A 22,122-nucleotide genomic window follows, 5' to 3' on the forward strand; every position below is an offset into this window, starting at 1 on the left:
AGAAACACGATGGCGGTCGACCTGAAAATGCCGGTCCTGATTGTGGATGACTATCGCACCATGTTGCGGATCGTACGCAACCTGCTCAACAAGATCGGGTTTTCCGATATTGATGAGGCGACCGACGGCAAGGAAGCGCTGGAGAAACTGCGCAAACGGACCTATGGGCTGGTCATTTCGGACTGGAACATGCAGCCGATGACCGGATACGAACTTCTGAAGGAGGTGCGTGGCGATGCAAGCCTTTCCTCATTGCCATTCGTCATGGTGACCGCAGAGTCGAAGGCGGAGAACGTCATTGCAGCACGTCAGGCCGGCGTGAACAACTACATCATCAAGCCCTTCAGCGCCGAAGTCCTCAAGGCCAAACTCAAGACTGTCCTCGGAGATTTTTGATGATGGACGCGAAGAATCACGGTCTCGTCGAGCGCCTGACAGAAGAATGTCTCAACTTGTACAACGCTGTTTTCCGTCGAAGTCAGCAGTTGCAACCCCTTCTGGATTCGTCATTCCGGACAGGCGCGTTGAAACGCGCGATCGATGAGCAGCGCACAGCCAGAAACGAGATGGAGGCTGCGGTCGATCGAATCCTGAGTGCCGCCGAGAACATGATGGCAATCGATTTTTCCGACCCAGACGCGGCCGCGACAGAGATGGCGAACTGTTGCGGTGAAATCATGGAGGCCTGCAGTTTTCAGGATATCACCGGGCAGCGCCTTTCCCAGACGATCGAAACGCTGTGTGTCGTTGACAAGAGCCTCGATGCACTTGCGACCGACCATATGTCGGAAGGCGATGCCGGCGTGGCAATGTCGGACGAAGCGTCTCTGCTCAACGGCCCGGCATTGCCCGGCAACGGCCTCGGCCAGGACTCGGTGGACGCGCTTCTCGCATCCGGAAAAAAATCATAATCAAAAATCAGCTGGGGGGGCACATGACCATCGATACTTTGACGGATGCTTCGGTGGATAGCAGACCATGCCGTGTAATGGTTGTCGACGATTCCGCCGTTGCCCGCGGTATCGTCACACGGACGCTGGAGCAGGAGTCCGGCATCAAGGTCGTGGCATCGGCGCCAAATGGCGTGATGGCGCTGAAAGCGATGATGAACCATGAGATCGACGTCGTGGTGCTCGACATCGAAATGCCCGAGCTTGATGGCATGGCGGCGCTGCCGAAACTTCTGGCCGTCGATCCGGACGTGAAGATCATCATGGCATCGGCTGCCAGCCATCGCGACGCCGACATCGCCATGAAGGCCATGGCGATCGGCGCCGTCGATTTTGTCCAGAAGCCGACTGCCGGTCTCGGCGGTGCCGAGAGCTTCAGGAGCGAGCTCGTCGCAAAGGTCAAACTTCATGCCGCCCGGCGTGCATCGGCAGGGGCAGGGTCCGGCACCAGAGTTCTTCCGTCACCCAAGGTCGCAAAGCCCATCGCCCCTCAGCGGACGGCAGGGAGCAGAAGCCGCAAGATCGAGCGGCCGGACATCATCGCAATCGGTTCCTCGACGGGCGGTCCCCAGGCTCTTGCGGAGGTTCTCAAGAACCTTGCCCCCTCTGTTCATCAGCCCATTCTTGTGACCCAGCACATGCCGGCAAGCTTCACGGCGCTGCTCGCAGAGCACATGTCGCGCTACTCGGGCCGGCCCGCCAGCGAGGCATGCGACGGCGACGTGTTGAGACCGGACCATATCTATATCGCCCCCGGCGGAAAGCACCTCTTGATCGAGTCGCGCGCGGCAGGCGGCGCCATCATTCGTCTTGACGACGGACCTCCGGAGAACTCCTGCAAGCCCGCTGTCGATCCAATGCTGCGCAGCCTTGCGCGGATATACAAGAACCGGCTTCTTGCCGTGATCCTCACCGGAATGGGTTGCGACGGCCTCAGGGGGTGCGAAGAGGTGGTTAGTGAGGGCGGAAATGTTCTGGCGCAGGATCAGGAATCCAGCGTCGTGTGGGGAATGCCCGGCGCGGTCGCGCAGGCCGGATTTTGCAGCGAAATTCTGCCGCTGACTGAAATCGGTCCTGCCATCGTGCGTATCGCCGGAGGAGTAGGGAAATGAATAGCTCCGAGTTCGAATATCTGAAACAGATGCTCTATGAGCGCTCGGGACTCGTTGTCACGCCGGAGAAAGGCTACCTCATCGAGAGCCGACTCATGCCGATCGCGCGGCGGCGCGGCATCGAGAATGTTGGTACACTCATCGAGGAGCTCAGGCGCACCCGGGACGAGAACACGCTGGTGCAGATCGTCGACGCAATGACGACCAACGAAACGCTGTTCTTTCGGGACGGATGGCCGTTCGAGCGCTTCCGGTCAAACCTGCTGCCGGAAATCATGGAGAAGACAAAGGCATCGCGGCGCATTCGTATCTGGAGTGCGGCATGCTCCAGCGGGCAGGAGCCCTATTCGCTCGCCATGACCATGGCCGAGATGGACCCAGCGCTCACCGGTTGGCAGATCGAGATTGTCGCGACCGACATCTCCGACGCGATGCTGGCGCGGGCGCAGGCCGGACGCTATTCGGTTTTCGAGGTTTCGCGCGGCCTCCCGGAACCGATGCTGCAGAAATATTTCGAGCCCGAGAAAGACGGATGGCGGGTCAAGGATCGTCTTCGCAGCATGATCAGCTTCCGCCGGTACAATCTGCTAGATGACGCACATGCGCACGGACTGGGCCCATTCGACATCATCTTTTGCCGGAATGTTCTCATCTACTTCGACGAAGCGACGCGCCGGCGCGTCTTTTCAGACCTCGCGAAGGTGATGCGCCCATGGGGCTATCTCTGTCTTGGCGGCGCTGAGACCGTTGTCGGCATCTCGGACGCATTTCGTGTGCTGCCGGGCGAACGGGGTTTGTTCGGCCTGTCCTGAAAACAAGAGTTCTCGTTCATAACCGAACGACGCCCTGAGACCGGTATGGGGAGGATTGGTGGAGCCAGGCGGAATCGAACCGCCGACCTCTTGCATGCCATGCAAGCGCTCTCCCAACTGAGCTATGGCCCCGCCCTGGTCCGGCGCGGTATGGGTGCACGCGCCAGCGGTGGCGGAACTTAGGGCCGCTCCTCCCCGCAATCAAGAAAAACTTGATGGCGCAATGAGTGCAACCCCGTCTTCGTTCCGCCTTTCGGTCAATTCAGTCGTCGTCGCCCTTGCCGCCACGAACGATGCCGCTGACGTCGTCATCCTCGTCCTCGTCGTCCGGCAGGAAGGCGTCGTCGGCGTCGTCATCATCGACCTCAACGTCGACGTCGACGTCAATATCATCGTCATCTGCGGCCAGCTCATCATCGCGCATCGCATCGAGCGAGACGGTGTCGTCGTCCTCGGCCACGACACGCTTCAACGGCTTCTCCTTCGGCTTCTCAACCGGCTTGGCGCGTTTGGCCTTGGCGCCGGTGTCCGGCACATATTCGTGCTTGCACTTGGGACACACGACCGGATTCTTGTTCAGGTCGTAGAATTTTGCGCCGCAGCTCGGGCACTCGCGTTTGGTTCCCAACTCCGGTTTCGACAAGCTCGCACTCCCCCGCGTCTATCCGCGTTTTGCGCGCCCACGGTCATCGCGGCACGCGGCATATGGCCTTGAAGGATTTTCCCATTGCCACGTTAAGTTGCTCCTGTCAAAACCTATTCGCGCCGTGCCCGCTCGCAACCGCCCTGCCGGACGCGGGCCGGGGCGCCCCCCTTGGCGCCTCCCGGCAACACCAGTATCGGAAGCGCCTTGGCCCATTCTCTCGCCACCCCCCTCACAGCCGAGCCATCGGCCCGCCTTACCGGCACGATCGATGTGCCTGGCGACAAGTCGATTTCGCATCGAGCGCTGATTTTCGGCGCCCTGGCCGTGGGCGAGACACGCATTACGGGGCTGCTGGAAGGCGCCGACGTTCTTGCGACCGCCGAAGCCATGCGCCGCCTCGGGGCCGATGTCGAACGCCACGGGGTTGGAACGTGGTCAGTCCATGGCGTCGGGGTGGGGGGCCTCAATGAGCCCGATCAGCCGCTCGATTTCGGCAATTCCGGTACGGGCGCTCGTCTGGTCATGGGCCTGGTTGCCGGGCACCCGATCACCGCCACTTTCATCGGTGACGCATCATTGTCGCGCCGTCCGATGAGCCGTGTGATTGCACCTCTGAGCGACATGGGTGCCACCTTTCATACGCGCGATGGTGGCCGGTTGCCGCTGACGCTGATCGGTGCGCGGCGCGCCATGCCCATCGCCTATCCATTGCCTGTCGCCTCGGCCCAGGTCAAATCCGCCGTGCTGCTGGCCGGACTCAATGCTCCCGGCCAGACGACCGTCATCGAGGCGACGCCGACACGCGACCACACCGAACGGATGCTCAGGGCCTTCGGTGCCGAGATTCAGGTGGAAGCCGGCCCGCGCGGTCTTCTCGCCATTCGACTGACCGGCGAGCCCGAACTGCGCCCCTGCCCGATCACGGTACCCGGCGACCCCTCATCGGCCGCATTTCCAGTCGTGGCGGCGTTGCTGACGCCCGGCTCGGAAATTGTCGTCCGGGGCATCATGCTCAATCCGCATCGGTCCGGCCTCTATACGACCCTGATGGAAATGGGGGGAGATATCGAGGTGATGAACCAGCGCGAGCAAGGCGGCGAACCGGTCGCTGATCTCCGCGTACGATCAAGCCGCCTGCGAGGCGTCGAAGTGCCGCCCGACCGGGCCGCATCGATGATCGACGAGTATCCGGTGCTGGCCATTGCGGCCGCATTCGCCGATGGTGAAACAAGAATGCTCGGCATTCAGGAACTGCGCGTCAAGGAAAGCGACCGCATTGCCGCCACGGCCTCGGGCCTGCGCGCCAATGGCATCAAGGTCCGCGAGACCGAGGATGGAATGATTGTCGAGGGCCGCAGTGGCGAGGTCGCTGGCGCCGGCCATGTCGCGACCCATATGGATCACCGCATCGCCATGTCTTTCCTGGTTATGGGCCTCGCAGCCCAGAAGCCCGTTACCGTCGACGATGCCTCGATGATTGCAACAAGCTTTCCCGATTTCCTGCCGTTGATGCAGGGACTCGGCGCGACCTTCAGCGGAGAGGGCCAGTGATCATCGCCGTCGACGGCCCCGCCGCGTCAGGAAAAGGTACGCTGGCCCGTGCCTTGGCGCGCCATTATGGCCTCGCCTATCTTGATACCGGCTCCCTCTATCGTGCAGTCGGTCAGGCAGTGCTCGCGGTCGGCGGCGATCCGACACACGAGGGGGCCGCGCTGGCCGCAGCCAAGGCGCTGGATCCCACCCGGATCGACGAAAAGGTAATCCGTACCGCCGAGGCCGGGCACGCGGCCTCCCTGGTCGCCGCCATGCCAGCGGTTCGGGCTGCCATGCTCGACCTGCAGCGGCGGTTTGCAGCCCGGAAGCCGGGCGCCGTGCTCGATGGCCGAGACATCGGCACGGTCGTCTGTCCACAGGCCGATGTGAAGCTTTTCGTCTCTGCCAGCCCCGAAATCCGGGCGCACCGGCGCTGGCTCGAACTCAACAGTTCGGGGGTCAGCCTTTCCGAGGCACAAGTGCTTGAAGATGTTAAGGAAAGAGACCGCCGCGATGCCGAGCGGGCGGCCAGCCCGATGCGGCCGGCATCCGACGCGCACTTGCTCGATACCTCCGATTTGAGTATAGAGGCCACATTCGACGCAGCCGTCGCGATCATTGACAAAGCAATGGGTTAAGCGCGTTTTCGCCTCTGGCGCGGCGCCCTTTCTTCGCATTGATTTGACGCTTGATCACGCTGGCAGGGTCGTGTTTTTCAACCTCTAACCGACACCGCCCAGATCCACATGCTCCCGAGCGCTCCAAGACTTCGGGGGAAGACCCGCGGACCCAACCGCCGGCCGGAACAAAAGCATCGTCAGGAGACTTTCACATTGGCTAACACCACAAGCGCGCTCAACCCGAGCCGCGAAGATTTTGCCGCCCTGCTGGAGCAGTCCTTTTCCGAAAGCAGCATGCAGGAAGGCTCCGTCATCAAGGGGACGGTCGTCGCCATCGAAAACGACCTCGCCATCGTCGATGTCGGCCTCAAGACCGAAGGCCGCGTCGCTCTCAAGGAATTCGCAACGCCCGGCAAACCCGCCAACATCAATGTCGGCGACATCGTCGAGGTCTATCTCGAGCGCATTGAAAACGCGATGGGCGAAGCGGTGCTCAGCCGCGAAAAAGCCAAGCGCGAAGAAAGCTGGATCCGCCTCGAAGTGGCCTTCGAGAAGCAGGATCGCGTCGAGGGTCAGATCTTCGGTCGCGTCAAGGGTGGCTTCACTGTCGATCTCGACGGCGCCGTGGCCTTCCTGCCCGGCAGTCAGGTCGATATCCGTCCGGTGCGCGATGTAACGCCGCTGATGAACATTCCGCAGCCTTTCCAGATCCTGAAGATGGACAAGCGGCGCGGCAACATCGTCGTCTCGCGTCGCGCCGTGCTCGAAGAGACCCGCGCCGAACAGCGCCAGGAACTGGTCGAGAATCTCAAGGAAGGCCAGGTACTCGAAGGCGTCGTCAAGAACATCACCGACTATGGTGCTTTCGTCGATCTCGGCGGCGTCGACGGTCTGTTGCATGTGACCGATATCGCATGGCGGCGCGTCAACCATCCGACCGAAGTTCTGTCGATCGGCCAGACACTGAAAGTCCAGGTCATCAAGGTCAATCACGACACGCAGCGCATCTCGCTCGGCATGAAGCAGCTTGAAGCCGACCCGTGGGAGGGCGTCGAAGCGAAATATCCGCTTGAGGCGCGCTTCAAGGGTCGCGTCACCAACATCACCGACTACGGTGCGTTTGTGGAACTCGAGCCCGGCGTCGAAGGCCTCGTCCATGTCTCCGAAATGAGCTGGACCAAGAAGAACGTGCATCCGGGCAAGATCGTTTCCACCTCGCAGGAAGTGGAAGTGATGGTCCTCGAAGTCGATCCGGTAAAGCGCCGCATCTCGCTTGGCCTCAAGCACTGCATGGACAATCCCTGGGCGACCTTCGCCGAGAAATATCCGGCCGGCACGATCGTCGAAGGCGAGATCAAGAACATTACCGAGTTCGGTCTTTTCATCGGCCTTGATGCCGATGTCGACGGCATGGTGCACATGTCCGATCTCGACTGGAACCGTCCGGGCGAAGAAGCCATGCAGGACTACCAGAAGGGCCAGGTCGTGAAGGCGGTGGTGCTCGACGTCGACACCGAGAAGGAGCGCATCTCGCTCGGTATCAAGCAGCTCTCGGGCGACCCGATGGAATCGCTGGGTGACATCCGCAAGGGTGCGGTCGTGACCTGCACGGTGACGGGCGTCACCGACAATGGACTTGAGGTTTCTGTCGGCGACGACGACATGTCGGCGTTCATTCGCCGTGCCGAGCTTGCACGCGATCGTGCGGATCAGCGGCCGGAACGTTTCTCGGTCGGCGACAAGGTCGACGCTCGCGTCACACAGTTCGATCGTGCCGCCCGCAAGATCCAGCTTTCGATCAAGGCACTTGAAATCGCTGAAGAAAAGGAAGCGGTGGCGCAGTATGGCTCGTCGGATTCCGGCGCGTCGCTCGGCGACATCCTGGGTGCAGCGCTCAACAAGGCCAGCACCGACGAGAAATAAGGTTGCTACGGGCGGGGCGACAAGCCCCGCCCGCCGCGCTAAGCTCCGGCCCTGATATCGTCCTGTCCGGAGGATCATTCTCGTGTCGCTCGATGCAGATACACTCACGGACAGGCGGCGCTTGAAGCGCCGCCTGTTTTTTTGGCGCGCTGGCGCCGTTCTCGCCGTCGCCGTGGCGCTGATTGTCCTGGTAGCGGAGACTGGCTGGCCCGGGCGCTCACACATAGCCCGCGTCGAGATTGCCGGTATTGTCGTTGACGACCGGCTGCAACGCGACATGCTGGAAAAAATCGCCCGAGACCCGAACGTCAAAGGCGTGATCCTTGCGATCGACAGTCCGGGCGGCACAACAACGGGCGCCGAGGCGCTTTATGAAGCCATCCGCAAGGTCGCTGAAGAGAAGCCGGTCGTCGCCGTGCTTGGAACGGTCGCAGCCTCCGGCGGCTATATCGTTGCCATGTCCGCCGACCGCATTATCGCCCGCGGAAATACCATCACCGGCTCGATCGGCGTCATTTTCCAATGGGCGCAGCTCGATGAACTTCTGAAGCATATCGGCATCGAGATGCATGACGTCAAATCGGCCCCGCTCAAGGCCGAACCAGGTCCGTTCAATAGACCAAGCCCGGAAGCGCTGCGGGTGACCAAGGATCTGGTCGACAGTTCCTACGGCTGGTTCCTACGTCTCGTCGCAGAGCGGCGGGGGATGGACGAGGCGACGGCCCTGCGTCTCGGTGATGGCCGTGTCTTCACCGGCTGGCAAGCAGTCGAGAACGGGCTCGTCGACGAAATCGGCAGCGAAGCGCAGGCGCGCACATGGCTCGCCGAAGCGCATGGCATTGATGCGGGTCTGCCGGTGCGGGACTGGGAGCCGGCCTATCCCGGTCTCGGTTTTGCCGGTTTTGCTGGCCGGGCGCTGGGCGAGACGATCATTGTAGCCGGTCAAGTCGTGGCCGGAAAAACACAGCAAACAAAAAGACTTACACTTGACGGTCTGACAAGCGTTTGGCAACCTGACCGCCAATAAGGGGAGAGTCAGGACCGGCTCCGGTGACGGTCACGGACGAAGCGCGAGGCACGGCCGGGGGACGCAAGCACATGATCAAATCGGAACTCGTCGCGCGTCTGGCTCAGGCCAATCCGCATCTCTACCAGCGCGACGTCGAGCGTATCGTCAGCACGATTTTCGACGAGATCAGTGCTGCGCTGGCCCGTGGCGACCGGGTCGAATTGCGCGGTTTCGGGGCCTTTTCGGTCAAGAGTCGGCCCGCACGGACCGGCCGCAATCCGCGCACCGGCGAGCCTGTTCATGTCGAAGAAAAGTCGGTGCCCTTCTTCAAGACGGGCAAGGAGTTGCGCGAACGCCTCAACAATGCCGATATTTCGGACGACAAGCTGATGGCGGCCGACGACGGCGACGACGATTGATCCCGGCGCCGGCGACCCCTGTTGGCGCCCTGAATTCGGGACGGAACGCGTGAAACTCCTGCGCTGGATATTGCTGCCGCTGATCGCCGTGCTGGCGATGGCGCTGGCGGTCGCCAACAGGTCTTATGTCACCTTCGGTTTCGACCCCTTCGACGTCGAAACCCCGGCCCTTGCCATCGACGCTCCCCTGTTTCTGATCGTGCTCGTTTCGATGCTAATCGGCATTCTGGCGGGCGGCGCGGGTGCCTGGGCCCAGGCAAGGCGCAAAGCGGCAAGACACAAGGCCAGCGGCCCAGCCGAAGGCCGCCTGCCCGCATTGCGGCAGATCGACCAGGACTAAATCCGGTCCCCCTCCGCCCGCGATCTGCTATAAGGCGGCAATCGACAAGAGCAGGCCCCATGACACGCAACAACCCGATCTTCTGCGCCCTTGATACCACCGATATCGACCATGCGGTGTCGCTGGCGCGTGGCCTCAAGGGCAGCGTCGGCGGCGCCAAGATCGGCATGGAATTCTTCAATGCACATGGGCCGGCCGGCTACCGGGCGGTTGCCGCGGCGGGATTGCCGATCTTTCTCGACCTGAAGCTCCACGATATTCCGAATACGGTGGCCGGTGGCATCCGCGCCGTGCTTCCCCTCAATCCGTCCATCGTCAATGTCCACGCGGCGGGCGGCAGTGCCATGATGCGCGCCGCGGCCGAGGCTGCGCGCGAGGCTGGCGACAGCCGTCCCCTCATCATCGGCGTCACGCTGCTCACCAGCCTTGACCGGAGCGACCTCGCCGCAACCGGCGTCGGCGGCAGCACCTCCGAACATGTGCGTCGCCTTGCGGCGCTTGCGGCCGCGGCCGGGCTCGATGGCGTGGTCTGCTCGGCGCATGAAATCGAAGTCCTTCGTCGTGACCTCGGGCCGGGTTTCAAGCTGATCGTGCCGGGCATACGACCGGCCGGAAGCGTCGTCGGCGACCAGAAACGCGTGATGACACCGACCGAAGCGCTGTCGCTGGGCGCGGATGTTCTCGTGATCGGCCGTCCCATCACCGGCGCGGGCGATCCGCGGGCAGCGGCCGAAGAGATCGCCCGCTCGCTGGCGGCATAGTTTCCCATGACGGTGCGTGTGAAAATCTGTGGATTGTCGACGCCGGAGACGGTGGACGCGGCGGTTGCCGCTGGAGCCGATTACCTCGGCTTCAACTTCATTCCCAGAAGCCCGCGCTTCGTCACCTTTGAAGTGGCTGCCGCCCTTGCCGCCCGTGTGCCCTCCTCCGTACTCACAGTGGCGCTCAGCGTCGACGCCGACGATGCGGCCTTCGACAGCATGGTGAAGGCAATCCGGCCGGACATCCTGCAGCTTCATGGCGCGGAGATGCCGGAGCGGCTTCTGGAACTCAAGGCGCGCTACGGCATCCCGCTGATGAAGGCCATCGGCGTGGCCGAGCCCGGCGACCCGGAGGCCGGCGATATTTACCGCGATTCCGCCGATTTGTTGCTGTTCGACGCCAAACCACCTAAATCTATGGCAGGCGCGCTGCCTGGCGGGAACGGCCTTGTTTTCGACTGGTCGCTGATTGCGGGCCACCGGCCTGAAATGCCATGGATGCTTTCGGGCGGACTCGATGCTGGCAATGTCGCCGAGGCCATCCGGATCACCGGTGCCGAGGCAGTGGATGTTTCGTCGGGCGTCGAGAGCGCGCCAGGTCGAAAGGATCCGGCCCTGATCGAAGCCTTCATTCGTGCGGCCAGAGCAGCCGCCTGACGGCTTTGCAGAATTGTTGAAAGAGAGAGTTCGAGCGTGAGCGCACCGCAAGCCAATTCCTTCCGCAACGGTCCCGACGAGCGGGGCCGCTTCGGCATTTTCGGCGGCCGCTTCGTCGCCGAAACGCTGATGCCGCTGGTGCTCGAACTCGACAAGGCCTACAGCGCCGCGAAGGAGGATCCGGCCTTCCAGGCCCAGATCGATTTCATGCAACGCGACTATGTGGGCCGGCCGAGCCCGCTCTATCTCGCCGAACGCCTGACCGAGAAGTTCGGCGGCGCCAAGATCTACATGAAGCGTGACGAACTCAATCATACCGGCAGCCACAAGATCAACAACTGCCTCGGCCAGATCCTGCTCGCCATGCGCATGGGCAAGACGCGCATCATCGCCGAAACCGGTGCCGGGCAGCATGGCGTTGCGACGGCAACCGTCTGTGCGCGCTTCGGTCTACCTTGTGTCGTCTACATGGGCACCACCGACATCGAGCGACAGAAGCCCAACGTCTTCCGCATGAAGCTTCTCGGCGCCGAAGTCGTTCCCGTCACCTCCGGCACCGGTACGCTGAAGGATGCGATGAACGAGGCATTGCGCGACTGGGTGACCAATGTCGACGATACCTATTATCTCATCGGTACGGTCGCCGGTCCCCATCCCTACCCCGCCATGGTGCGCGACTTCCAGTCGGTGATCGGGCGCGAGACCAGGGAACAGATGCTGGCGCGCGAAGGCCGCCTGCCCGACTCGCTGGTCGCCTGTATCGGCGGCGGTTCCAATGCGATGGGATTGTTCCATCCCTTCCTCGACGATCCGTCGGTGAAGATCTACGGCGTCGAGGCGGCCGGCAAGGGCATCGAAACCGGCGAGCATTGTGCCTCGCTCAAAGGCGGTTCGGCCGGCGTTCTTCATGGCAACCGCACCTATCTGCTGCAGGACGATGACGGGCAGATCAAGGACGGGCATTCGATTTCGGCCGGCCTCGACTATCCCGGCATCGGACCCGAGCATGCCTGGCTGCACGAGACGGGCCGCGCCGAATATGTGTCGGCAACCGACAGGGAAGCGCTCGATGCCTTTCAGCTCTGCTCACGGCTCGAGGGCATCATTCCAGCGCTTGAGCCGTCGCATGCACTCGCCTTCGTTTCGAGGCTTGCGCCGACGCTGCCGAAGGATCACCTGCTGGTGATGAACATGTGCGGGCGTGGCGACAAGGATGTTTTCGCGGTTGCCGACCATTTGGGGGTGACGCTGTGACGACCCGGCTCGACAAGCGCTTTGCGCGCCTGAAGGCGGAATCCCGTGCGGCGTTCGTCACTTTCATCACGGCGGGCGATCCCGATTTCGACACGACGCTTGCGATTCTGACCGGCCTGCCGGCCGCGGGCGCCGACGTGATCGAACTGGGCATGCCTTTCACCGACCCGATGGCCGACGGACCGGCGATCCAGGCATCGACGCAGCGCGCGCTGAAAGCGGGCGCCAGCATGAAAAATACGCTCGAGCTCGTGCGCCGTTTCCGCGCCGGCGACGCCGACACGCCGATCGTCCTTATGGGCTATTACAATCCGATCTATCACATGGGCGTCGACATGTTCCTGAGCCGGGCGAAGGAAGCAGGTGTCGACGGGCTGATCGTCGTCGACCTGCCGCCCGAAGAGGACGACGAGCTTTGCGAGCCCGCCATGCGCGCCGGCCTCAACTTCATCCGCCTCGCCACGCCAACCACCGACGACCGGCGGCTGCCGGCGGTTCTCGCCAATACATCCGGCTTCGTCTACTACGTCTCGATCAACGGCATCACCGGTTCGGCAAGCCCCGAGACACGTAACGTCGCGGCCGCCGTCGCCCGGATCAAGCGCCATACCACGCTGCCGGTCGCCGTCGGCTTCGGTATTCGCACGCCCGAACAGGCCGCCGAGATTGCACGCAACGCGGATGGTGCGGTCGTCGGCTCGGCGATTGTCGATGCCATCGCCGCGGAGATCGACTCGCAGGGTCAGGTGAGGCCGGGGGCGCCTGACCGCGTGCTTGCCTTCGTGCGCCGGCTTGCCGACGGTGTTCACGGCGCGCGCGCCACGGCTGCGGAATAGAGGAAACGCCCCATGAACTGGATCAACAATGTCGTCCGTCCGAAAATCCAGCGGGTTTTCAAGAAGCGCGAACAGACGCCCGACAACCTCTGGCACAAATGCGGCAATTGCGGCGAGATGATCTTCCATCGCGACCTCGATGCAGCGATGCGGGTCTGTCCGGCCTGCGACCATCATCTCCGGCTCGGCACCAAGGAGCGCCTTGCCTCGGTTTTCGACAATGCGGATTACCAGCTCGTGGCCGTCGATGGTGTGACGCTCGATCCGCTGAAATTCCGCGATCAGAAGAAATATCCCGATCGTCTGAAAGAGGCCCGCGCCAAGACCGGCCGGGACGACGCGGTGACGGTTGCGCACGGGCCTCTTGATGGCGTCGAGACGGTTGTCGCGGTCGAGGATTTTTCCTTCATGGGCGGGTCGCTCGGCATGGCTGCTGGCGAGGCCATCATTCGCGGTGCCGAGAAGGCGCGTGAATTGAACGCTCCTTATGTCCTCTTCACCGCAGCCGGCGGCGCGCGGATGCAGGAGGGAATTCTGTCCCTGATGCAGATGCCGCGCACGACCGTCGCGATTCAGCTCCTGCGTGAGGCGGGCCTGCCCTTCATCGTCGTGCTCACTGATCCGACGACCGGCGGCGTGCTTGCCTCCTATGCCATGCTCGGTGATGTTCACCTTGCGGAACCGAAGGCGCTGATCGGCTTTTCAGGCCGCCGTGTCATCGAACAGACGATCCGGGAGAAACTTCCCGACGATTTCCAGTCAGCCGAATTTCAGTTCGAACATGGCATGATCGACATGATTGTCCATCGTCACAAGATGAAGGAGACGCTCTCGCGTCTCATTCGGTTGATGACGCATCGCCCGCGCAGCGCGCAGCAGCAGAGCGCCAATGTGCCGGCGACGGTTGCCGCGCCGACGCCGTGAGCGAACGAGGTCGCGCCAGCAGCGATGCAGTTCTCGAGCGGCTGACCGGCCTTCATCCCAAGCTGATCGATCTCTCGCTCGACCGCACGTGGCGCCTGCTGGCAGCACTCGGTCACCCCGAGCGCAGCCTGCCACCCGTATTCCACATTGCCGGCACCAATGGGAAGGGCTCGGTCGCCGCCTATCTACGTGCCTGCCTTGAAGCCGGCGGCCATGCCGTTCACAGCTACACCTCACCTCATCTCGTCCGTTTTCACGAGCGCATTCGTCTGGCTGCACGACCGCACAGCAAACTGATCGAGGAACCAGCCCTCGCCGCCCTGCTCGACGAATGCGAGCGCGCCAATGACGGTCAGCCGATCACTTTTTTCGAGATCACCACATGCGCCGCGCTGCTGGCTTTTTCGCGCGCACCTGCCGATGCACTGGTCCTCGAAGTCGGCATGGGCGGAAGGCTCGACACGACCAATGTGGTCGCACGACCTGCCGTCTCGATCATCACACCCGTCGATCTCGACCATCAGGCCTTTCTCGGCAACACGATTGCACTGATCGCAACCGAGAAGGCCGGTATCCTGAAACGCGGCGTTCCGGCCGTTGTCGGGCCGCAGCCGGACGAGGCGCGGATCGCCATCGAGATGGCGGCCGAAAAGACAGGCACGCCACTATTCATTCACGGGCAGGATTTTTCGGCACATGAAGAGGCGGGCGCACTTGTCTACCAGGATGAAGCCGGTCTTCTCGATCTGCCCCTGCCGCGACTCGCCGGACGCCATCAGATCGACAATGCGGGCGTCGCAATTTGCGCGCTGCGCCGATCGGGAATCCTGCCACTCGATCGAGCGGCAATCGCCGAGGGCCTGACACACACCGACTGGCCGGCGCGGCTGCAGCGCCTGACGCGTGGACCATTGGTCGACCTGATGCCCGGGGATAGCGATCTCTGGCTGGACGGCGGCCACAATCCGGCCGCAGGCCGCGCCGTGGCCGAAACCATGGCCGACATCGATGCGCGCGACCCGAAACCACTGATTCTTGTTGCCGGGATGCTCGATACAAAGGATGCGGCCGGTTTCTTTGCGCCGTTTGCGGGACTCGCCACCCATGTCGAAACGGTCACCATACCCGACGCGCCTGCGTCGCTTCCGGCGGATGCGCTTGCCGAGGCGGCGCGCAGCGTCGGCCTCGACGCGACGCCCGCCATCTCGCTTGCGCAGGCCCTCGGCCGCGCCAGTGTCGATGCCGGCCGCGCGAGCCCGCGCATCCTGATTTGCGGTTCGCTCTATCTTGCCGGCCATATCCTGCGCGACCACGCATGAAAAAGGCCGGCTCCCGCGAGCCGGCCTTTCCTGATTCCCGGATGACGGCGGTCAGATCGCGCTATCGATCCATTCGACGATCTTGCCTTTCGGCAGCGCGCCAACCTTGGTCGCAGCCACCTGTCCGTCTTTGAAGATCATCAACGTCGGAATCCCGCGCACGCCGTACTTGGTCGGCACGTTCGGATTTTCGTCGATATTGATCTTCGCAACCGTCAGCTTTCCACCATAGTCCTTTGCGATTTCTTCCAGCGCCGGCCCGATCTGCTTGCAGGGGCCGCACCATTCCGCCCAGAAGTCGACCAGAACAGGGCCGGACGCATCCAGCACATCGCTCTCGAAGGATTGGTCGGTCACTTTGTTGGTCGCCATCTTCTTCCTTTCCTGGTCCAAAGCCCCGCTTCACCGGGGCGGACCTGTGCGCCGCAGGGCGCGAATACGAGGGATACAAATTCAACGTGGCATCAAATCTAGGAACGCACCCCATCAAGGTCAAGGCGTGCGCATTGCCGCGGGCTTGGCCTGTTTCAGAACATTTTCCAACTGCGAGGCGGGCAATTCCATCAATCGGGGGCCTTCGGTCCATAACAGAGCGCAGCGTATCTGGCGGCCGGGATATATGCGCGCCAGAACGGCACGATAGGCCGCCATTTGCGCCACATAGGCGGGAGCGACCTCTGCGGGCGTCGCGGGCGGCGGGCGATTCGTCTTGTAATCGATGATCATGACGGAATCGTCCGTGACGCAGAGCCGATCGATCTGGCCGGCCACCGGGAAGGAAGCACCGCCGAAATCGATCATGCCAGCGACCGGCGCCTCGGCCCGGCTGCCGGGTGCAAAGACGTCCGCAAATGCCTCATCGTTCAGTATACGGAACACGGATTCTTCAATCTCCGCACGTGCCGCCACGTCAAGATCATGTGCAGGCAGTGCCAGGTAGCGCCTGGCTGCTGTGACCCGGCTTTCGGGTCGCATGTCCGGCAGCGTTTCGAGCAGTCGATGAATCAGACTGCCGCGCTGAAAGCGGCGCGGTGCATCGGCGATCCGTGGCGACGCGGGCGCCGGTTCCGTCAGTCCTTCAGGCGGCAAGCGCGACGGCGCCAGCGGCCGCGAGGGACGCGGTTCGGGGCTGGTGTCGCGGCGGGCCCAATCCGGGAGGTCTGGCGGGTGCGGGCGCGTCGAATCCTGCCACGTCGCGGCTTTGCGTGTCTGTCTGCCCTCGATGCGCCAGACCGTCTCACCATCAGCGTGTCTTGCCTCTTCCGCCTCCGGCAACAGCGCTTCGCAGACGAGTTCGTACCAGCAGTCGGGTGGCGGCGGATTGGCACCCCGATACCCCGCCACATATAGACGGTCTCGAGCGCGCGTCATCGCCACATAGAGAAGCCGCCGATACTCCTCCGCCTGGATGCGGCGATGACCCTCGCGCGCGATGGCGCTGACTTCATCCTCGTCCTTCTTGCGCACGGGCCAAAGCAACAGCCTCGGTCCGTCATTCGGCAGCGGCAGTTCGAGCAGCGCCGGGTCGTGGCTGCCACCCGGCGCGGCGCAGGTGTCGGGCATGAAGACAATCTCGGCCTCGAGGCCCTTTGCGCCATGTACCGTCATCACGCGGACTTCGTCACGGCCCTGATCCATGTCGCGCTTGATCTCGGCGGCGCCGCGCTCGACCCAATGCACGAAGGCTTCGAGAGAAGGTGCGTGCCGACGCTCGAACTCGAGTGCCAGGGACAGGAATTCGTCGATCGGATCGGCTGCATCGGGACCCAGTCGGGCAAGCAACCTCTCGCGGCCCTTCTCGCCGGCAAGGACGTGAGCAAAAAATTCATAAGGCGGTTCAAAATCGGCACGCGCCAGAAGGCGCGCCAGCAATGATTCGGCTTCGGCGGCGCGTATATTGTCCCGTGCCTTTTCCTGCAACGCCCTCCAGAGCGTTCCCTTGCGACCGTAAGCAAGCCTGAACAGCTCATCCTCATCGAAGCCGATCAACGGGCTCTTCAGTACCGTCGCAAGGGTGAGATCGTCCTCGGGCAGCAGTACGAAATGCGCCAGCGCCAGCAGATCCATCACTGCAATCTGCTCGGTCAATACCATGCGGTCGGCGCCCGCAACGGCAACGCCCTGCTCCTTCAGATGTCGCACCATCTCGCCGACAAAGGCGTTACGGCGGCGCACCAGGATCAGGATGTCGCCGGGCCGGATCGGACGACCGCGCCCGGTCAGCAATTCACCCTTGTCGAGCCAGCCCCGGATGGTCCGCGCAATGCGCGCGGCAAGTTTCGCCATCGGCGCGGTCTCGGTCATGTAATCGAGCGGCGCGTCCCAGACGACCGTCTCTTCGCCCTCTTCCGGCTCTTCCAACGGCCATATCTCGACAAGACCGGCATCGGCAGAACGGAAGGCGATATGATCGTCAAACTCGCCAGACGCCGTCAGCCCGTTGCGGGCATGCGCCAGCGCAAACACCTTGTCGACCGCCGACAGCACCTCGGGTACCGAACGGAAGGACCGCGTCAGCGGCACATAATCCCATTTGTGTCCGGCCGCCTTCACGCGCTTCTCGAAATAGCGTTTCATTGCATCGAAACGTGCCGGATCGGCCCCCTGAAAGGAAAAGATCGACTGCTTCTCGTCGCCAACCGCAAAAACGGTTCGCAGACGTTCACGCGCGCCATGCCCCGAAAGGAACTCCTCGGCCAACGCCGCGATCACATCCCACTGATCGGGACTCGTATCCTGTGCTTCATCGACCAGAATGTGATCAATGCCGCCGTCGAGCTTGTAGAGCACCCAGGCCGCCATGCGGCTGCGCGTCAGCAATTCGCGTGTGCCCGAAATCAGATCGTCATAGTCCAGCATGGCGCGAGCGCGTTTGGCGTCGCGGAAGGCATCGAGAATGGCGACCGCCAGCGTCAGGACTGCCTCGGTCGCCTCTGCGACCGCAACCGCGCGCATCCGACCGGTCAACCTCACAATTCGCCCCCGCTCGTCGCCAAGCGCCTGCTCCGCCGCCGGATTGGCCGCGCCGAGCTTTGCAGTGATCACTCTGGCACGCGGTGCACCTTCCTTCGTCAGGAAGACCGAGAGATAGTTGTCGAGATTATCGATCCGGCTTTCGGGCGCTTCGAGAAATCCCGAAAGTGCCGACGCGCGCTCGATGTCTGTCCTGGTGCCGCCCGCAAGCACCCGGGCAGCCGAGCGCATCTCGGTCTCGGGCAGAGTCGCAATCTCGGTACGCAAGCCGTCGACTGTTTCATCCGCCTCGACCGAAAGCGCCACTCGAAGGGCCTTGCGGATTCCATCGAGACCGCCCAGACCTTCCATCAGTTCGGCGAAATTGCCGCGCTGCGCGGTAATTTCCTTCAGAAGTTTGCCGAAGGCAAACTCGTCGACGCGCGCCACCACATGTGCCAATGCTGTCGCCAACGGTGTACCGATTTCCGCGCCCGCGCGGCGCAGAACCGCATCGCGGACTTCCTCCAGCAGTTCGGCTGCCGCGCGTTCGTCCAGAATATCAAAATGCGGCGGCACGCCGGCTTCCAGCGGAAACCGTCCGAGCAGGCGTTCGCAGAAAGCATGGATCGTCTGGATCTTCAGTCCACCCGGCGTTTCGATGGCGCGAGCGAAAAGCTTGCGCGCCTCCCGCAGCATCGCCGCATCAGGCGCAACACCTTCCAGTCCCTCGATTTCGTCAGCCAACGCCCCGTCGGTCATCATGGCCCAGTCGCCGAGGCGCTTGTAGAGGCGCGCCGACATTTCGGCCGCTGCCGCCTTGGTGAAGGTCAGACAGAGAATATGCTCGGGCGCATTGCCGGCCAGCAGCAGACGCGCGACACGCGTCGTCAGTGCATGGGTCTTGCCGGATCCGGCATTGGCCGACACCCAGACCGAGGCTTGCGGATCGGAGGCGCGGCGCTGTGCCTCGTCGGCACCGTGATTCTTCGTCGGTGACGCGCTCATTCGCCCTCGCCGCCCGAACCCGACCATTCCCTGACGCGCGCCAGATGGTCGTAGTCGCCATAGCGGCCGGTGAACATCGGGCGCGGCCGCGAAAGATAGGGAGTCGCTTCATCCTCATATTGTTTCAACAGATCAACCAGCAGGGCGTAGATTTCCTCGGCAAGATCGCCGCCGGGATCGGGAATGACCCGTTCCTCGCCGGCCGTCTCACCGCCGGTCAGCCGCAGATAGACCAGACGTGAAGCATGCGCATGCGGCAGACCGGTCGTATCGCCGAAGCCGCCACGTGCTGCCATCGCCGCTTCGAGCGGCAATTGCGGTGCCAGCCCGCTCTCGACCTGCTTCCTGCTCGGCACGCTTCCCGTCTTGTAGTCGGCAATGCCAAGCGTCCCGTCCCTCATCACATCGATACGGTCGGCCTTGCCGGTCAGCCGCACGGGCCGGTCAAGACCCTCGATCTCGATTTCGCCGACAACTTCGGGCAGCGAGCGCACGATATCGTCACGATGTTCGCGCTCGTATTCGATCATCCAGCGGGCGAGGCGCTGGAAGCGCGGCCACCAGAAGGCCGCAACACCCGGTCTCTCCAGGGCGTTTCTGAAGACCTCTTCGCCAATCTCGACAAGCCTTTCCAATGCGTGCTCCGGCAGATTGTCGGGAAATGCCGCAACAAATCTCTCGAGTGCCTTGTGAACGATCGTGCCGCGTTCGGCGGCGGCAATGTCGGCGTCAAGCGGGTCCAGCACGCGCAGTTTCAGTATCTTCTTCGCATAGATCGCGTAGGGATCGCGGATCAGCGTTTCGATTTCGGTGACGGAGAAGCGATCGGGACGGGCGTCGAGTGGTGGCATCGGTCGCGGGCGGATCGGATCGATCTTGGCGGCCGGTCGGTCGAGATCATGTGCCCAAACCGCCCAATGCGGCGCATGGGGCATCTCGCCCTCACCAAGACCGTTGATCACGCTTGTCAGGCGCAGCCACCAACGCGAGGCAACCGTCGGCGCCCCTTCCACTTTCGCCGCGCGTGTCAGCACCGCCTCATGCGCGCTCGCGCCTTCGACAAAGTCATGCGCCGCAAGGCCAATCCGCCGTTCCGGTGGATCGATGCCGAGTGCGGCGCGCATCGGGCGATTGAGCCACGGGTCGATACCGGCTTCGGCCGGCCATGTGCCTTCGTTGAGTCCTCCCAGAACGATCCGGTCGGCATGTTGGAGCCGCGCCTCGAGCGGGCCCCAGATGAAAAGCCGCGGATGCCGCCCCCAGCGTGGACGTAACACGCGCCCTTCCGCAAGCTGGTCGAAAAAGCGCGGATAGGAAGCGGCCTCAAGTACGCCGAAAGCCGGTGCCGCTTCGATCAGCTCACGGATGAAACCGGCCGCCGCCTCGCCTTCCTCGCGCGCCCAGAGGCGCTCGGCACCGGCTTCGGCTGCTGTCGCCGACAGTCTCTCCGCCGTTTCGACATGCGCGGCAACCAGCCCGGCGAGCGACATGTCGGCCTGCCAGGCATCGAGCATCGGTGCGGTGATTTTCTCGATCCTGTCGAGCAGTTCGAGGGTGTCGGCGACATCCCGTTCGAATGCGGCGGTCATCCGCCCGAATTCGCTGCGGGTCCGGCTTTCGACCTCGCAGGCCGCGCGCAGGCCCGCAATGCCCGGTGCCGGACGCGGACCGCGAAGAATCAGACGTTCCATCGCGCGTAGGCGGGCGCGGAAACGCGCCGGATCCTCGCCCGCCGCGGCCAGCGGATGCTTCAGACAGGCCAGCAATGGCACCGGCGCAAAAGCTTCGGCGATCATGGCGGTGACGAGGCGCAGAAAGGCCATGGGCGGCGTTCTGGCCAGCGGCTCGCCACCCGAGTCGTCGACCTCGACTTTCCAGCGGCGCAGTTCCATTGCAACACGGCGCGCCAGCTTGCGGTCGGGCGTCACGAGCGCCGCGGTCTTCGCCGGCGTCTCGAGCACTTCGCGCATCAGCAGCGCCACCGCACCAGCTTCGTCACGCTCGCTCGCCGCTTCAATCAGCGTCAGCCCGTCCAGTGCCTCCGGCGCCAGTTTCCTCATCTCCGCAAGGCGCGTGCGCCAGCGTTCGGTCGTCTCGGCCGGCCGCATGGCCTCCGACAGAATGCGCCCGCGCGCGGCTATTTTCGGCGACGTCTCGCTGCCCGGCCAGAAGGCGACATCGGCGCGTCCCGCCTCCAGATGACGCAGCAATTTCGACATGCCGTATTGCGGATGGGAGGCGGTGCCCGGTTCGCCGATGGCCGCCCAGCTTTCCTCGTCCAGATCGAGGTCGAGACCCGGCAGCACCACGGCGCCGGCCGGCAGCGATGCAACGACCCGCAGCAGATCGGCGGTCGCGGGGATCGAACCGGTGGAACCTGCTGCGATCACCGGTTTCAGGGGTGGGTCTTGCCGCCAGAGATCCGCCTGCGCGCGGATCAGGCGGTTGCGGCGCTCGGCCTGCTCCATGAATCCCAGACGGTCCATTTCGGTCGGCCATGCGGCCGTCAGAACTTTCAGGAATTCGAGCGTGATCTGCCAGTGATCGGCAAATTCGTCGGGCACCAGATTGGCGAGGGCCCCGAGATCGACCCCTTCAGTCAGGCCCATGTCGAGAAAACGGCCGAGATCGGCGGCCAGCGCCAGGGCGCGGGCCTCATCCTCGCCCCGGCCGCCGACGATCATCCGCGCCAGACGCAACTGCCGCTCGAGCGCCGGCATGGCAGGCGGCAGGTCGAGTGCATCGCCGGCCATGCCCTTCGGATCGAGAATCAGATCATCTTCGTCGACATCGCCGAGCGTCCGGATGGTCGGCAGGATCAACGCCGCGCCGCCACCGACCCGCAGAAAAGCTTCGCCGAGCGCCCGCGCCGCGCGACGCGTCGGCAGCAGGATCGTGATATCAGCCAATTCGGGGGTGCCAGCGAAACGGCCATCGAGCGACGGATCGGCCAGCAAGGCGGCGGCGAGCCGCTCCAGAAAGGGCGAGCCGGGCGGCATGGTGAAAAGGGCACGGGAATCGACAGGCATGGCATCCATCGTAGCCGG

The 22,122-nt window shown here is 63.4% G+C and carries 20 protein-coding genes and 1 tRNA gene; 16 read left to right on the forward strand and 5 right to left on the reverse strand.

Annotated features, from left to right (window positions below):
• The first annotated feature begins 9 nt into the window (after positions 1 to 9).
• From AAC071_RS08425 to AAC071_RS08440, 4 genes are read left to right on the forward strand one after another with little or no spacing between them, the layout of a single operon-like run.
• A complete protein-coding gene (locus AAC071_RS08425; protein WP_339831630.1) occupies positions 10 to 396 on the forward strand; it encodes a response regulator in 387 nt (128 codons plus the stop codon).
• Positions 396 to 911, forward strand: a complete 516-nt coding sequence (locus AAC071_RS08430) for a protein phosphatase CheZ (protein ID WP_339831633.1) — start codon at positions 396 to 398, stop codon at positions 909 to 911. The genes AAC071_RS08425 and AAC071_RS08430 overlap by 1 nt, the downstream gene beginning before the upstream one ends.
• Before the next feature lie 53 nt (positions 912 to 964).
• A complete protein-coding gene (locus AAC071_RS08435) occupies positions 965 to 2,062 on the forward strand; it encodes a chemotaxis response regulator protein-glutamate methylesterase (protein WP_339831636.1) in 1,098 nt (365 codons plus the stop codon).
• Positions 2,059 to 2,874, forward strand: coding sequence for a protein-glutamate O-methyltransferase (locus AAC071_RS08440; protein WP_339831638.1), 816 nt, complete (start codon positions 2,059 to 2,061; stop codon positions 2,872 to 2,874). Before AAC071_RS08435 ends, AAC071_RS08440 begins: the two co-directional genes overlap by 4 nt.
• A 56-nt stretch (positions 2,875 to 2,930) precedes the next feature.
• Here the strand turns inward: AAC071_RS08440 and AAC071_RS08445 are convergent.
• Positions 2,931 to 3,006 (reverse strand) — tRNA-Ala (locus tag AAC071_RS08445).
• A 130-nt stretch (positions 3,007 to 3,136) separates the two neighbouring features.
• Positions 3,137 to 3,517, reverse strand: a complete 381-nt coding sequence (locus tag AAC071_RS08450; RefSeq protein ID WP_339831641.1) for a TIGR02300 family protein — start codon at positions 3,515 to 3,517, stop codon at positions 3,137 to 3,139.
• Positions 3,518 to 3,724: 207 nt separating this feature from the next.
• Between AAC071_RS08450 and aroA the strand changes: the two genes are divergently transcribed.
• The 12 genes from aroA to AAC071_RS08510 all read left to right on the forward strand — a co-directional run bounded on the left by aroA (position 3,725) and on the right by AAC071_RS08510 (position 15,115).
• On the forward strand, positions 3,725 to 5,071 hold the full coding sequence (gene aroA / locus AAC071_RS08455; protein WP_339831643.1) for a 3-phosphoshikimate 1-carboxyvinyltransferase: 1,347 nt from the start codon (positions 3,725 to 3,727) through the stop codon (positions 5,069 to 5,071).
• Complete coding sequence (gene cmk, locus AAC071_RS08460; RefSeq protein WP_339831646.1) at positions 5,068 to 5,691, forward strand: (d)CMP kinase; 624 nt, start codon at positions 5,068 to 5,070, stop codon at positions 5,689 to 5,691. Before aroA ends, cmk begins: the two co-directional genes overlap by 4 nt.
• Positions 5,692 to 5,799: 108 nt before the next feature.
• Complete coding sequence (rpsA, locus tag AAC071_RS08465; RefSeq protein ID WP_339831648.1) at positions 5,800 to 7,596, forward strand: 30S ribosomal protein S1; 1,797 nt, start codon at positions 5,800 to 5,802, stop codon at positions 7,594 to 7,596.
• An 82-nt stretch (positions 7,597 to 7,678) separates the two neighbouring features.
• The gene (sppA, locus tag AAC071_RS08470) at positions 7,679 to 8,623 is read left to right on the forward strand and encodes a signal peptide peptidase SppA (protein WP_339831649.1); all 945 of its coding nucleotides are present in this window, start codon (positions 7,679 to 7,681) and stop codon (positions 8,621 to 8,623) included.
• A 71-nt stretch (positions 8,624 to 8,694) separates the two neighbouring features.
• Positions 8,695 to 9,024, forward strand: coding sequence for an integration host factor subunit beta (locus AAC071_RS08475; RefSeq protein ID WP_293508813.1), 330 nt, complete (start codon positions 8,695 to 8,697; stop codon positions 9,022 to 9,024).
• A 49-nt stretch (positions 9,025 to 9,073) separates the two neighbouring features.
• Positions 9,074 to 9,364 carry a DUF1049 domain-containing protein gene (locus AAC071_RS08480; protein WP_339831652.1) on the forward strand — a complete coding sequence of 97 codons (291 nt, stop codon included), beginning with the start codon at positions 9,074 to 9,076 and terminating at the stop codon, positions 9,362 to 9,364.
• A gap of 59 nt (positions 9,365 to 9,423) precedes the next feature.
• Complete coding sequence (gene pyrF / locus AAC071_RS08485; RefSeq protein WP_339831653.1) at positions 9,424 to 10,125, forward strand: orotidine-5'-phosphate decarboxylase; 702 nt, start codon at positions 9,424 to 9,426, stop codon at positions 10,123 to 10,125.
• 6 nt (positions 10,126 to 10,131) lie between these two features.
• Entirely contained in the window at positions 10,132 to 10,782 is a 651-nt protein-coding gene (locus AAC071_RS08490; protein ID WP_339831654.1) for a phosphoribosylanthranilate isomerase, read from the forward strand.
• 36 nt (positions 10,783 to 10,818) lie between these two features.
• Positions 10,819 to 12,036 (forward strand): tryptophan synthase subunit beta, encoded by a 1,218-nt coding sequence (gene trpB / locus AAC071_RS08495; RefSeq protein WP_339831655.1) that lies wholly within the window; start codon positions 10,819 to 10,821, stop codon positions 12,034 to 12,036.
• Positions 12,033 to 12,872: a tryptophan synthase subunit alpha gene (gene trpA / locus AAC071_RS08500; protein WP_339831656.1), complete on the forward strand. Its 840-nt coding sequence runs from the start codon at positions 12,033 to 12,035 to the stop codon at positions 12,870 to 12,872. The genes trpB and trpA overlap by 4 nt, the downstream gene beginning before the upstream one ends.
• Positions 12,873 to 12,884: 12 nt before the next feature.
• The gene (gene accD, locus AAC071_RS08505) at positions 12,885 to 13,796 is read left to right on the forward strand and encodes an acetyl-CoA carboxylase, carboxyltransferase subunit beta (RefSeq protein WP_339831658.1); all 912 of its coding nucleotides are present in this window, start codon (positions 12,885 to 12,887) and stop codon (positions 13,794 to 13,796) included.
• The gene (locus tag AAC071_RS08510; RefSeq protein ID WP_339831659.1) at positions 13,793 to 15,115 is read left to right on the forward strand and encodes a folylpolyglutamate synthase/dihydrofolate synthase family protein; all 1,323 of its coding nucleotides are present in this window, start codon (positions 13,793 to 13,795) and stop codon (positions 15,113 to 15,115) included. The genes accD and AAC071_RS08510 overlap by 4 nt, the downstream gene beginning before the upstream one ends.
• Before the next feature lie 51 nt (positions 15,116 to 15,166).
• Here AAC071_RS08510 and trxA read toward each other — a convergent pair whose 3' ends face one another.
• The 3 genes from trxA to addB all read right to left on the reverse strand — a co-directional run bounded on the left by trxA (position 15,167) and on the right by addB (position 22,104).
• Entirely contained in the window at positions 15,167 to 15,487 is a 321-nt protein-coding gene (trxA, locus tag AAC071_RS08515) for a thioredoxin TrxA (protein WP_339831660.1), read from the reverse strand.
• 120 nt (positions 15,488 to 15,607) lie between these two features.
• Entirely contained in the window at positions 15,608 to 19,075 is a 3,468-nt protein-coding gene (gene addA, locus AAC071_RS08520) for a double-strand break repair helicase AddA (RefSeq protein WP_339831661.1), read from the reverse strand.
• Complete coding sequence (gene addB, locus AAC071_RS08525; protein WP_339831662.1) at positions 19,072 to 22,104, reverse strand: double-strand break repair protein AddB; 3,033 nt, start codon at positions 22,102 to 22,104, stop codon at positions 19,072 to 19,074. Before addB ends, addA begins: the two co-directional genes overlap by 4 nt.
• Positions 22,105 to 22,122 lie beyond the last annotated feature (18 nt).

The sequence above is a fragment of the uncultured Parvibaculum sp. genome (assembly GCF_963975745.1).
GTDB lineage: Bacteria > Pseudomonadota > Alphaproteobacteria > Parvibaculales > Parvibaculaceae > Parvibaculum.